13 protein-coding genes are annotated in these 11,361 nt (G+C 62.4%); 7 read left to right on the top strand and 6 right to left on the bottom strand.

The genetic code is table 11. From position 1 onward, the window contains the following. Positions 1-177 precede the first annotated feature (177 nt). The 3 genes from SB659_RS18805 to SB659_RS18795 all read right to left on the bottom strand — a co-directional run bounded on the left by SB659_RS18805 (position 178) and on the right by SB659_RS18795 (position 3,249). Positions 178-1,341 (bottom strand): cystathionine gamma-synthase, encoded by a 1,164-nt coding sequence (locus SB659_RS18805; RefSeq protein WP_410551487.1) that lies wholly within the window; start codon positions 1,339-1,341, stop codon positions 178-180. 40 nt (positions 1,342-1,381) lie between these two features. Beyond that, on the bottom strand, positions 1,382-2,767 hold the full coding sequence (locus SB659_RS18800) for a cystathionine beta-synthase (RefSeq protein WP_410551486.1): 1,386 nt from the start codon (positions 2,765-2,767) through the stop codon (positions 1,382-1,384). A gap of 89 nt (positions 2,768-2,856) precedes the next feature. After that, complete coding sequence (locus SB659_RS18795; protein ID WP_284976304.1) at positions 2,857-3,249, bottom strand: VOC family protein; 393 nt, start codon at positions 3,247-3,249, stop codon at positions 2,857-2,859. A gap of 131 nt (positions 3,250-3,380) precedes the next feature. On the opposite strand from SB659_RS18795, the gene SB659_RS18790 reads away from it, so the two are divergent. Continuing rightward, positions 3,381-4,355 carry a DNA-3-methyladenine glycosylase family protein gene (locus SB659_RS18790; protein WP_410551485.1) on the top strand — a complete coding sequence of 325 codons (975 nt, stop codon included), beginning with the start codon at positions 3,381-3,383 and terminating at the stop codon, positions 4,353-4,355. A 66-nt stretch (positions 4,356-4,421) separates the two neighbouring features. On the opposite strand, the gene SB659_RS18785 is transcribed toward SB659_RS18790, so the two are convergent. After that, positions 4,422-6,098, bottom strand: a complete 1,677-nt coding sequence (locus SB659_RS18785) for an AMP-binding protein (protein WP_410551484.1) — start codon at positions 6,096-6,098, stop codon at positions 4,422-4,424. 81 nt (positions 6,099-6,179) lie between these two features. Between SB659_RS18785 and SB659_RS18780 the strand changes: the two genes are divergently transcribed. Then, positions 6,180-6,458 carry a putative quinol monooxygenase gene (locus tag SB659_RS18780; protein ID WP_410551483.1) on the top strand — a complete coding sequence of 93 codons (279 nt, stop codon included), beginning with the start codon at positions 6,180-6,182 and terminating at the stop codon, positions 6,456-6,458. A gap of 28 nt (positions 6,459-6,486) precedes the next feature. On the opposite strand, the gene SB659_RS18775 is transcribed toward SB659_RS18780, so the two are convergent. Then, positions 6,487-6,864, bottom strand: coding sequence for a thioredoxin family protein (locus tag SB659_RS18775; RefSeq protein ID WP_284976300.1), 378 nt, complete (start codon positions 6,862-6,864; stop codon positions 6,487-6,489). Positions 6,865-7,007: 143 nt separating this feature from the next. On the opposite strand from SB659_RS18775, the gene SB659_RS18770 reads away from it, so the two are divergent. From SB659_RS18770 to SB659_RS18760, 3 genes are read left to right on the top strand one after another with little or no spacing between them, the layout of a single operon-like run. Beyond that, a complete protein-coding gene (locus tag SB659_RS18770; RefSeq protein ID WP_410551482.1) occupies positions 7,008-7,706 on the top strand; it encodes a TetR family transcriptional regulator in 699 nt (232 codons plus the stop codon). Then, entirely contained in the window at positions 7,703-8,689 is a 987-nt protein-coding gene (locus SB659_RS18765; RefSeq protein ID WP_410551481.1) for an ABC transporter ATP-binding protein, read from the top strand. The genes SB659_RS18770 and SB659_RS18765 overlap by 4 nt, the downstream gene beginning before the upstream one ends. Further along, complete coding sequence (locus SB659_RS18760) at positions 8,682-9,482, top strand: ABC transporter permease subunit (protein WP_410551480.1); 801 nt, start codon at positions 8,682-8,684, stop codon at positions 9,480-9,482. The genes SB659_RS18765 and SB659_RS18760 overlap by 8 nt, the downstream gene beginning before the upstream one ends. Here the strand turns inward: SB659_RS18760 and SB659_RS18755 are convergent. Beyond that, positions 9,479-10,024 carry an acyl-CoA thioesterase gene (locus SB659_RS18755; protein ID WP_410551479.1) on the bottom strand — a complete coding sequence of 182 codons (546 nt, stop codon included), beginning with the start codon at positions 10,022-10,024 and terminating at the stop codon, positions 9,479-9,481. The two genes, SB659_RS18760 and SB659_RS18755, sit on opposite strands and share 4 nt — an antisense overlap. Positions 10,025-10,151: 127 nt before the next feature. On the opposite strand from SB659_RS18755, the gene SB659_RS18750 reads away from it, so the two are divergent. Together SB659_RS18750 and SB659_RS18745 are read left to right on the top strand one after the other, a co-directional pair. Then, entirely contained in the window at positions 10,152-10,373 is a 222-nt protein-coding gene (locus tag SB659_RS18750; RefSeq protein ID WP_410551478.1) for a hypothetical protein, read from the top strand. 74 nt (positions 10,374-10,447) lie between these two features. Continuing rightward, complete coding sequence (locus tag SB659_RS18745) at positions 10,448-11,200, top strand: potassium channel family protein (RefSeq protein WP_410551477.1); 753 nt, start codon at positions 10,448-10,450, stop codon at positions 11,198-11,200. Positions 11,201-11,361: the final 161 nt, after the last annotated feature.

Here is an 11,361-nt window from a genome sequence, read left to right as displayed (position 1 = left end):
ACAAGGCCCCGAAACGGACCTTTTCACATGAGGCAACGAACCACGCTTCCCGGACCTATTGACGTGAGGCAACAGGGACCTTACGGTGACATCTTTGACGGCAGAATCCGGACCGTGTTCGCCCTGCCTACCGGTGAGCGGCGAGCTGGGCGAACAGGGTCCGGAATTCGGTCACGGCTAGCTGATCTTGGCGAATGCCTGTTCGAGGTCGGCGATCAGGTCTTCGGCTTCCTCGATGCCGCAGGATAGACGCAGGAGGTTGACCGGGACGGCCAGCTCCGTGCCTTTCACCGACGCGTGAGTCATCTCCGAGGGGTAGTTCATCAGCGATTCGATGCCGCCCAGCGATTCCGCGAGCGTGAAGACGGAGGTGGATTCAGCGACGGTGCGGGCTGCCGCCTCGCCGCCCTTGAACTGAACGGACACCATGCCGCCGAATTTCTTCATCTGTTTGGCAGCAAGTTCGTGGCCGGGGTGGTCCGGAAGCCCCGGGTACAGCACAGCCTCTACTTCGGGGCGCTGGAGCAGCCACTCGGCCACAGCCTGGCCGTTCTCGCTGTGACGGTCCATCCGCACCCCCAGCGTCTTCAGGCCACGGGTGGTCAGGAACGCATCCATCGGCCCGGACACAGCGCCCACGGCAAACTGGATGAACCCGATCTTCTCGGCGAGCTCAGCATCCTTGACCACGATCGCGCCACCGACGACGTCGGAGTGGCCGCCAATGTACTTGGTGGTGGAGTGGACCACGACGTCGGCACCCAAGGCCAGCGGTGTCTGCAAGTAGGGCGAGGCGAAGGTGTTATCCACCACCAGGAGGGCACCGGCGTCGTGCGCTACGGCGGCGAGCGCCTCGATATCGGTGATCTTCATCATTGGGTTGGACGGGGTTTCAACCCACACCATCCGCGTCTTGTTCGCAGCGACGGCAGCGGCAACAGCGTCCAGGTCGGACATGTCCACGGGGGTGTTCCCGACGCCCCAGTCGCCGAGGACACGGCTGATGAGGCGGTAGGTACCGCCATAAGCGTCGTTGCCCAGCACGATGTGGTCACCCGGACGCGCAAGCGCCCGGATCAGTGAGTCTTCGGCAGCGAGGCCGGAGCCGAAGGAGAATGCAGCCGTTCCGCCTTCCAAGGCGGCAAGCTGCTCTTGGAGGGCGTCGCGCGTCGGGTTCCCACCGCGACCGTACTCGTACCCGGAGCGCAAACCGCCGATGCCATCCTGCGCGTAGGTCGAGCTGAAGTGCAGCGGCGGCACCACGGCACCGGTCCGCGGCTCGAAGGCTTGCCCGGCATGGACGGCGCGCGTGTTGAACCCGGCCTTGTTGTTGGCAGACATGGAAGCTCCTCTGTGTTCGTTGGACGGTTGGATCGGGCGCCTAGTTGCTCAGGTACGCCAGAAGGTCGTGGCGGGTCACGATTCCCACGGGCGCTCCGACGAACGTCACCATCAGGGTATCGACGTCGGACAAGAGCTCGCGCGCGGCGGAAATGGTTTCCAGCGAGCCGATAACGGGTAAGCGGTCACCCATGTGCTCGGCGATCTTATCGGTGAGCTTGGCTTCCCCGCGGAAAAGCTTGGAAGTGAGGCTGCGCTCGTCCACAGCTCCCAGAACCTCGCCCATGACAACAGGCGGCTCCTGTGAGAGGACCGGGATGTGCGAGACGCCGAATTCGTTCATGATGTTGATAACGTCCCGGACTGTCTCGTTCGGGTGGATGTGGACCAGGTCCGGCATCTCCCCCGTCTTGGACTTGAGCACTTCTCCCACGGACGCTTCCTCGCCGCCGGAGAGGAAGCCGTAGGAACGCATCCACTGGTCGTTGAAGATCTTGGCAAGGTACCCGCGGCCGGAGTCCGGCAGGATCACGACAACCACCGCGGACTCGTCCAAGTCCTTGGCCGCCTCAAGCGCAGCAACCACGGCCATGCCGGAGGAACCACCGACCAGCAGGCCTTCTTCGCGGGCGAGCCGACGGGTCATGGAGAACGAGTCGGCGTCCGAAACCGCAATGACCTCATCCGGGACGGAGGCGTCGTAGTTGGCGGGCCACATGTCCTCGCCTACGCCTTCCACGAAATACGGGCGGCCGGTTCCGCCTGAGTAGACAGAACCTTCCGGGTCGGCGCCGATGATCCTGACGGGGCCGCCGTCGGACGCTGCCCGGTCAGCCGAAACCTCTTTGAGGAAGCGCCCGGTGCCGGTGATGGTGCCGCCGGTTCCCGCACCGATGACCACGTGCGTCACCTTGCCGTCGGTGTCCCGCCAGATTTCAGGACCCGTTGACTCGTAGTGGCTGCCCGGGGCCGCGGGGTTGGAGAACTGGTCCGGCTTGAAGGCGCCGGGGATCTCCTTGACCAAGCGGTCCGAAACGCCATAGTAGCTCTGCGGGCTGTCGGGGGCGACGGCGGTAGGCGTCACCACGACTTCGGCGCCATAGGCAGCGAGTACAGCGCGCTTGTCCTCGCCCACCTTGTCCGGCACCACGAAAATGCACCTGTAGCCCTTTTGCTGGGCGACGAGCGCCAGCCCTACTCCTGTATTGCCCGACGTCGGCTCAACGATGGTTCCGCCCGGCTGGAGCCGGCCGTCCCTCTCCGCGTCCTCGATCATCTTCACGGCGATCCGGTCTTTGATGGATCCACCGGGATTGATGTATTCGAGCTTCACCAAGACGGTTGCTTTGATCCCGTCGGTGACGTGGTTGAGCTTGATGAGGGGCGTATTGCCGATGAGGTCCAACACGGACTGCGCGTACTTCATAGGTACAAAGCTACCGCCTGACCGCTGACAGTTTTCTCCCCGGCTTTCTCCCCGGCTTTCTCCCCGACGGTGACGTCACAGTCCTCGGGCTAGCTGCCCGCGCTTTCGTCCGACTGCCAAACGCCCAGGATATTGCCCTCGGTGTCCTTGAAGTAGGCGTAGTAGCCCATGCCGGGAATGGTTTCCTTGCCTTGGACAACCGAACCTCCGGACGTTTCCACCTGGCCAAGGGCAGCATCGACATCGTCCACGTCAATGGTGAGGATCGGGGTCTTGAGGTTATCCGTGCGTGGGAACAGGGCCCCGTTGATGGCGCCCGGCTGGGTAGGCATGCCGGTCTTTTCATCAGAGGGCGTGGTCATGGCGATCGTGTACTCCATGCCTTGCATCGGGCTGAGGTTCCAGCCGAAAGCACTCTGGTAGAAGGTGTTTGCCCGCTCCGTGTTCTCCGTGGGAATCTCGAAATGCACAATTCCGGCCATGACTCGCGCTCCTGTTTTAGAGGGTTGAGGCGCGGCCCTCCCGCGCCACATTCGGGAGTCTAGCCCTGTAGGGCCATCACTGTAAGAGGTCCCCTTGGTGGAATGTCGGCCAAGCGTGGGACGATGAAAACATGACCATCGCAGAGGCCCCATCACGTGTTGCTGCGGCAGCAGATGCGGCCGCCCGGTGGCATCCTGGCAGTCCATTCCGCTTGGACCAGACCCTCTTCCCGCTGATGCGCGGAGCTGCGGATCCCTCCTTCGCCAATGACTCCGCCGGCTTCTGGATGGCCTTCACAACACCCTCCGGGCCCGTGACGCTCCGGCTCTCCTCCGCTGGCCTTGCCGCCGATGCTTTCGTCGATGCGCAGGCATGGGGCCCCGGTGCGGCCGACGCCGTCGCCGGCGTTCCCGGGTTGCTGGGCGCGGGAGATGATTGGTCGGCCTTTGACGCTCCGGACTTCCACGCCACGCTCCCCCGAATCGTCAGGGAAGCACGACGCCGGAACCTGGCAGTGCGGTTACCCTCCACCGGCCGGATGGTTGACTCACTTGTGCCCACCATCTTGGAGCAAAAGGTCACCACCCTCGAGGCGAGGCGGGCTTATCGGTACTTGATGTACCGCTACGGAAAACCCGCTCCGGGTCCAAGGACGCCCGTGGGACTTTTGGTGCCGCCCACCGCCAGCGACTGGTTGGCCGTTCCATCCTGGGAATGGCACAAAGCCGGAGTTGGACCACAGCGTTCGGCCACCGTCATGCGGGCGCTGCGGAGCGCCGTCGCGCTTGAACGGCTCACTGCCCTGGACTCAACCCAAGCCGGGGCAAAATTGCAGACCATTCCCGGCATCGGGATCTGGACGGCCGCGGAGGTGGTGCAGCGAACACATGGATGCCCTGACTCGATCTCTGTAGGCGACTACCACCTGGCGGCCTATGTGGGTTACGCATTGACCGGCCGGAAGACCGATGACCCCGGCATGCTCCGGTTGTTGGAGCCTTGGCGCGGGCAACGGCAGCGGCTGGTGCGGATGCTGTACCTGAGCGGTTTCCGCAAGCCCACGTTCGGACCAAGGATGACGGTCCAGGATCACCGCGGCCACTAAGGCAACAGGTCTACAGGTCTACAGGTCTACAGGTCTACAGGTCTACAGGTCTACAGGTCTACAGATCTACAGATGCAGGCGGGCCACGGCTTCCTCGCGCATGTCCACTTTCCGGACCTTGCCTGAGACCGTCATCGGGAAGCTCTCCCGGACGTCCACGTACTTGGGAATCTTGTAGCGCGCCAACTTGCCTTGGCAGTACTCCGCAACATCCTCGGCGGTGATGCTGGATGCGCCGGGTTTGAGGATGATGCAGGCCATGAGCTCCTCGCCGTACTTGTCGTCCGGGACGCCGATCACCTGGACGTCCTGGACGGAGGGATGCAGATACAGGAATTCCTCGATTTCGCGCGGGTAGATATTTTCACCGCCACGGATCACCATGTCCTTGATGCGCCCTTCGATGACGACATACCCGTCCTCGTCCATCCGAGCAAGATCCCCGGTGTGCATCCAGCCTTCGCCGTCAATCGCTTCGGCGGTCTTGTCCGGCTGACCCCAATACCCCTGCATCACCGCATAACCCCGTGTGCACAGTTCCCCTATTACGCCGCGCTGCACCTCTTCCCCCGAGCCCGGATCAACAATCCGGCTCTCCAAATGCGGCATGGTCCGGCCCACGGTGCTGGTGCGTTGTTCCAAGGTGTCGCCGTCGCGGGTCATGGTGGACACCGGCGAGGTTTCGGTCATTCCATAGCAAATGGCCACATCCACCATGTGCATCTCATCGATCACCCGGCGCATGACCTCGATGGGGCACAAGGAGCCGGCCATGACGCCGGTCCGCAACGTTGAGAGGTCATAGGAGTCGAAGTCCGGCAAGGCGAGCTCGGCGATGAACATCGTGGGCACGCCGTAGAGGGACGTTCCACCGAAGTCCTGCACCGCTTCCAATGCCGCGGAGGGGCTGAATCCGCGGCTGGGAATAATCGTTGCCGCTCCAAAGCTCAGTGCGTTCAGGTTTCCAATCACCATGCCAAAGCAGTGGTAGAAAGGCACCGGTATCACCACACGGTCGTGCTCCGTGTAACGCAGCAGCCGCCCAATCGAATGCCCGTTGTTGAGGATATTGTGGTGCGTCAGGGTGGCTCCCTTGGGGAACCCCGTGGTGCCGGAGGTGTATTGCAGGTTGATGGGATCGTGCGGATCGAGTTGCGCCATTCGCTCGCGTACCGCTGAGAGCCCGACGCCGTCTGCTCGGGTCAGGAGCTCGCCGTAGGTCAGTTCGTGGCCGGCTTCCGGCACGCCTTGGACCAGTCCGAGCTCCGGTGCGCCGGGGAGGAAGACCAGCTCGCGCAACTCCGGGCAGGTCCCGGCGACTTCCCTGGCCATGCCCACGTACTCGTTGTTTTTGTCCGATGGAGCGGCAACCAACATCCGCATCCCGTTTTGCTTCACCACAAACTCCAGTTCGTGGCTCCTGTACGCGGGATTGACGTTGACCAAGATCGCGCCGATCTTGGCAGTGGCGTACTGCAGGATGGTCCATTCGGCGCAGTTGGGGCTCCAAATGCCCACGCGTTCGCCCTTGCCAACACCGAGGGCCAGTAATGCCCGGGCGAGGCGATCGACGTCGTCGTTAAGTTTTTGGTAACTCCAGCGGCGCGCGTCCCCTCCCGGGGATGCCGCCGCTTCGATCACCGCGTCCCTTAGCGGAAACTCGGCGGCAATCCGCTCTAAATTGACGCCAATGGTTTCATCGAGCAGCGGGACGTCAGTGTCTCCGGCGGTATAGGACAACATGACGAAACGCTACCAAGCCGGGGCCCGCAACAGAACAGGCGCAAGACATAACGGCCGTGTCGCGCAGGTAGGGTGGATGCCATGACTTCACCCATTGACCTGCAGGCCACGTTCATTCCCAACGACGGCGAGTTCTTCCGCGTGAAGCTTGCCCTTGAAATCGCGATCGACGAGGTCGTCAACGAGCCCGGCTGCATCCGCTACGAACTGACCGAAGCCACTGAAGAGAAGCTGGTGCTCACTGAGCGCTGGGAATCCGAGGAACTCCTTGACAAGCACTCCAAGGGCATCGCCGTCCAGGACCTGAACGAATCGCTCAGCGCCCTCTTGGCCGAACCGGTTCAGTTGGTCCGCCTCTAGTACCGAGGTTCCGCAATACTGGGACTCGCTAGCTTTCCTGGGATTCAGCACGGCTCTTGGCAATGTGGGCGTGGACCTCGTCCATGTCCAAGCCTTTGACGGCTTCGATGACTTGCTCCAGTTGCTGGCCGTTCAGGGCGCCGGGCTGGGAGAAGACCAGCACCTTGTCACGGAATGCCATGAGCGTGGGAATGGATGTGATCCCGGCTTCTGCTGCAAGCTGTTGCTCAGCTTCGGTATCCACCTTGGCGAAGACGACGTCGGCGTGCTTCTCCGACGCCGCGCCGTACGTGGGCGCAAACTGACGGCAGGGGCCGCACCAGGCAGCCCAAAAATCCACCAGGACAATGTCATTGCCCTCGATGGTCGATGCGAACTGTTCTCCGGTGATGTCAACTGTGGCCATGGTTCAACGGTACGCGCCCGGCTTGCCGATGTCCCATGCGGGAGCCCGTTGTTCGCTTGCCGCGTCACGCGGAATAAAAGTGCTGCACACCCGATTTCCGCGGACCCTTGCCGCTGATTGAACAAGTGTTTAGTATGTAAAACATGCGTTCAACGGTGGAAGATCTTACGACGAGGGCCCGCATCCGGGATGCGGCCATCGCCCTCTTCGGCCGCGATGGTTTCTCCCGAGCCACGGTACGCGCGGTGGCCGCTGACGCAGGTGTCAGCCCCGGATTGGTGATCCACCACTTCGGCAGCAAAGAAGGACTCCGGCAAGCGTGCGACCAGCACGTCCTTGCCCAAACCGCCAGCCAAGGCAAGGAAAAAGCGGACCCGTCCTCAACAAGGCACCTCATCCAGGACTACCTGAACCACCCGGGTCAGTATGCGGACGAGATCGCCTATATCCGCCGCTCGCTCGGCGATGAGTCCGACGCCGGAGACGCTTTCTTCGACGCCGTCGTGGACCAAACCCAAGGGATCATTGAGGCCGGCATCGAGGCCGGCACCATTCGGGATTTCGAAGATGTCAGGTCTACAGCGGTGATCATTGCCTCCAACAGCCTCGCGATGCTGGTCCTGGGGCGGCACCTTTCCCGGGCGCTGGGCACCGACTCCGGGCCAGGCACTGACTCCGGTGAAACCGGGGGAATCAGCCCGGACCTGCTGCGACAACTGACCCTCCCGGCCTTGGACATTTACACCCACGGCTTTTACGCAGATGCGCGTTTCCTGGACGCGGCCCGGGATGCCCTGCAACACAACGACGCAACCACCCAAGGAAGGGAGCATGCCCCGTGACCCAGGCAATCGTCGTCGAAGGGTTACGCAAGAGGTTCGGACGCCGGGAGGTGTTGCACGGGCTGGATCTCACCGTGGAACCCGGAACGGTGTTCGGAGTCATCGGCCCCAACGGCGCGGGCAAAACCACCACCATGCGCTGCCTCCTGGACATCATCCGGCCCAGCGCGGGAACTATTTCCGTCCTCGGGCAGGATCCGCAACAGGGCGGGATAGCGTTGCGCCGCAGAATCGGATACCTTCCCGGTGAACTGCACCTGGAGAACAGGACCACGGGGCGCCGCATGGTGGAACACTTCGCGGCTATCAGCGGTCCTGTGGATCCCCGGTACGTCGAGGAACTCGCCGAGCGCCTTGGCCTGGACCTGGACCGCCAGACCCGGAAGCTGTCCAAGGGCAACAAACAGAAGCTTGGCCTCCTGCAGGCATTCATGCACCGCCCCGAGCTGTTGATCCTCGATGAGCCCACCAGCGGCCTGGATGCCCTGGTCCAGCAACAATTCCATGCCATGATCGGCGAGGCCATGGACCGCGGGGCCACCGTCTTCCTCAGCTCGCATGTGCTCAGTGAAGTGCAGTTGACTGCCGACGCCGTAGCGATACTGCGCGACGGCGAAATCGTCACCATCTCCACGGTCGAAGCCCTCAGGACAGCGGCGGTGCGGCAGGTCAAGTTCACTGCCGCCGGCACTGATGCGCACGACGTCGGCGCGCTGCTGGCCCGGGTGCCGGGCGTGGACAATGTGGTGCTGCGGGAAATGCCCGCAAGCGGTCACACCGGCAAATCGGTGGAGGCGAGAGCCACCCTGTCAGGACAGGTCCAAGCCTTGGTCCAAGCGTTGGCCCACCTCAATCTCAGCGAACTGGTCCTGGAAGAACCGGACCTCGAGGAAGCCGTGCTGACCCTCTACGCAGAAGGCTCTCCGAGCCGTGAGGATACCCCCAAGCCGTCCAGCGTGCGGGAAGGAGCCCACCATGCCTAGTTACTTGCCTCTGTTTACCAAAGCGCTGACCGATTCATGGCGCTCGACCCTCGGCTGGGCCCTGGGCCTCACAGCGGCCTGCATGCTGTATCTGCCCATCTTCCCCTCCATTGGCGGCAGCTCCCAGATGCAGGACCTCATCAATGCCCTGCCCGCGGGAATGACCAAGGCGCTGAATTACGACCAGATCGCCACCGGGCCCGGCTACACTCAAGCCACCCTCTTCGGGCTCATCGGCTTCCTGCTCATGTCCATGGCCTCCGTCAGTTGGGGCGCAGGTGCAGTGGGTGGGGACGAAGAGTCGGGGCTGCTGGAGTTGACCCTCGCGCACAGCGTGACCCGGATCCAGGTGGTGTTGGAACGTGCGTTGGCCCTGCTGGTCCGCGTCGCGGTTCTCTCCGCCGTCGTCTTCCTCTTGGTGCTGGGACTGAACGGACCCTCGCAACTGAAGATCGACGTCGGCCATCTTTTCGGCGCGACGGTGCTGTTCGCCTGCTTGGCGTTGCTCAGCGGTACGGCCGCGCTGTGCTTTGGGGCGCTGACCGGGCGCAAGGTTTATGGCATCGCAGCCGGGGCGGCCGTCGCGGTTATCGGGTATGTCTTCAACGCGGTGGGGCGGCAGAGCCCCGACGTCGGATGGCTCCTGAACCTATCGCCGTATCACTGGGCTTACGGCAACTCGCCGGTGGCGAACGGGGCTGATTGGGGAGCCGCGACCGGACTGCTGGGGATCTCGGCTGCCCTCATCGTGATTGCAGCGCTGGCGCTGAAACGACGGGATGTGGGCGTCTAGTTCCAGTCATGAGGCGCGGAGCGACGCGCCCCGGGGAGGGCGTTGTTTCCGCGCCACTCGTGAATCCATGCCGGAAGTTCCAGGTCCACGGGAGGCGCCCCGAACTCCTGGATGATCTCTTCTTGGGTGACAGGTTTACCCTTGCTGACCAAACGTGTGGCAATGTGCGCACGTGCGTAAATCTCCCCCGCCACCACCATGCGCTGCTCAAAGTAGATCGCTTTGGTGTCCAGCCCGATAATCCGGGTTTCGATGCTGTACTTCTGCCATAGCTGCAGGGACTTCCGGAACGCGATGGTTTCACCGGCGGCCACAGGAGTCCAGCCGCGCCTGCGCATACGCCGCCAGATGCCGCTGCGCACCATGAGATCGAAGCGTCCCAGGTCCATCAAGGAGAAATACATGCCGTTATTGACGTGCATGGCGATGTCGATGTCTGTGGGGAGGACCCTCAACTCCAACGACGACGGTTCCCACACGCCCAGCGGTGACCGTTTGCTGGAAGTGAACAACAACATGAGGGTGCGAAGAAGCAGGTGCATGCAGTCATGTTACCGGTCGGTAACATGATCTGGAACTTTCTTCGTTTACCCCCGGTTCATAAATTCCGTGCAGAATGTCTGGAACTCGTATTAATCCTCGGACATACGCCGGCATTCAAGGAGGACCTTGAGCACGCTTCAGACCGAGAGAGGCCACGCGGAAGTGTGGCCCGAACTCGCCCGACACCAGGAGATCGTGCTTTGCGATGCGCGTGGCAACCGCATCGAGGGCACCATCGACGGCATGACAGAGGACCGAAGCACCCTCTGGATCCAACTCAAAGGTGGGCTGGGGCGCCAGTTGGTACACCACTTGGACGGATATTGGCTGGAGCTTCCCGCCGCCTGACAGGGTTGGACCGGGTGACAGGGTTGGGCTGGGCAAGGGGTCACGCTTCAAAGAGGAGTGACTAAAATTCCCCTATGACCCAAGCGCGCTACCGGGCCCTCGTTGAATGGCCCCTGATGGCCACGGCCCTGATCTTCCTAACGGCTTATGCGTGGCAAGTCATCGGCCGGGTAGAAGGGCCCGCCGGCACGCCGTTCGAGATTGTCCTGTGGATTACCTGGGGAATTTTTGCCCTTGACTACTTCATCAACCTCTGGCTTGCCGAGGACCGTTGGCGGTGGTTCATCCGGAACCTGCACGAACTCCTGATTGTGGTGCTCCCCTTCTTTCGTCCACTCAGGCTGCTCCGGTTGGTCACCTTGCTCTCAGTCCTGCAGCGCACAGTCGGCGAGTCGCTAAGGGGACGGGTCGCAACATACGTCGCAGGCTCGGCTTCCATGCTGGTCCTCATTGGCGCCTTGGGGGTGCTTGATGTGGAACAAAATGCTCCCGGCGCCAAGATCCTCAACTTTGGGGATGCCGCCTGGTGGGCCATCACCACCATCACCACCGTCGGCTACGGAGACCTCTATCCGGTAACTCCCATTGGCCGGATAGTTGCTGCCGCCCTCATGATGAGCGGCATCGCCGTCCTTGGTATCGTCACCGCAGCGATTGCGTCCTGGCTCGTTCAGCAGATCGAGGAGAACGCCGAGGGTGTTGCAGCGGCGGCGGAGGAAAAGCTGGTTGCCGCCGAAGAACCTGTCCGGGCTGAACTGGCGGACCTGATCATCGAGATCGCGGCCCTGCGTAAGGAAATCGCCGAGCTCCGAAAAGCCCAAGGCTAATTCGGCCGATAATCCGGAATCCGACGAAGCACAAAAAATCCCCGGAACCAGTGGTTCCGGGGATTTTTCTTGGGTGGCAGATGAGGTGTGTAGTTTCACGACATAGTTCACACGTGAGTCGGGACATCGTTCTCAGGTGACACTTCCCCGGTGAGTCGGGA

This window comes from Arthrobacter sp. SIMBA_036 (assembly GCF_046535135.1).
GTDB lineage: Bacteria > Actinomycetota > Actinomycetes > Actinomycetales > Micrococcaceae > Arthrobacter.
The sequence above is the reverse complement of the archived record's forward strand: the minus strand, read 5'-3'. Positions and strand labels throughout refer to the sequence as shown.

Excerpts from the sequence above, each read along its gene's own strand:
- SB659_RS18805 (WP_410551487.1), bottom strand. The coding sequence starts at position 1,341 with ATGTCTGCCAACAACAAGGCCGGGTTCAACACGCGCGCCGTCCATGCC.
- SB659_RS18800 (WP_410551486.1), bottom strand. The coding sequence starts at position 2,767 with ATGAAGTACGCGCAGTCCGTGTTGGACCTCATCGGCAATACGCCCCTC.
- SB659_RS18795 (WP_284976304.1), bottom strand. The coding sequence starts at position 3,249 with ATGGCCGGAATTGTGCATTTCGAGATTCCCACGGAGAACACGGAGCGG.
- SB659_RS18790 (WP_410551485.1), top strand. The coding sequence starts at position 3,381 with ATGACCATCGCAGAGGCCCCATCACGTGTTGCTGCGGCAGCAGATGCG.
- SB659_RS18785 (WP_410551484.1), bottom strand. The coding sequence starts at position 6,098 with ATGTTGTCCTATACCGCCGGAGACACTGACGTCCCGCTGCTCGATGAA.
- SB659_RS18780 (WP_410551483.1), top strand. The coding sequence starts at position 6,180 with ATGACTTCACCCATTGACCTGCAGGCCACGTTCATTCCCAACGACGGC.
- SB659_RS18775 (WP_284976300.1), bottom strand. The coding sequence starts at position 6,864 with ATGGCCACAGTTGACATCACCGGAGAACAGTTCGCATCGACCATCGAG.
- SB659_RS18770 (WP_410551482.1), top strand. The coding sequence starts at position 7,008 with ATGCGTTCAACGGTGGAAGATCTTACGACGAGGGCCCGCATCCGGGAT.
- SB659_RS18760 (WP_410551480.1), top strand. The coding sequence starts at position 8,682 with ATGCCTAGTTACTTGCCTCTGTTTACCAAAGCGCTGACCGATTCATGG.
- SB659_RS18755 (WP_410551479.1), bottom strand. The coding sequence starts at position 10,024 with ATGCACCTGCTTCTTCGCACCCTCATGTTGTTGTTCACTTCCAGCAAA.
- SB659_RS18745 (WP_410551477.1), top strand. The coding sequence starts at position 10,448 with ATGACCCAAGCGCGCTACCGGGCCCTCGTTGAATGGCCCCTGATGGCC.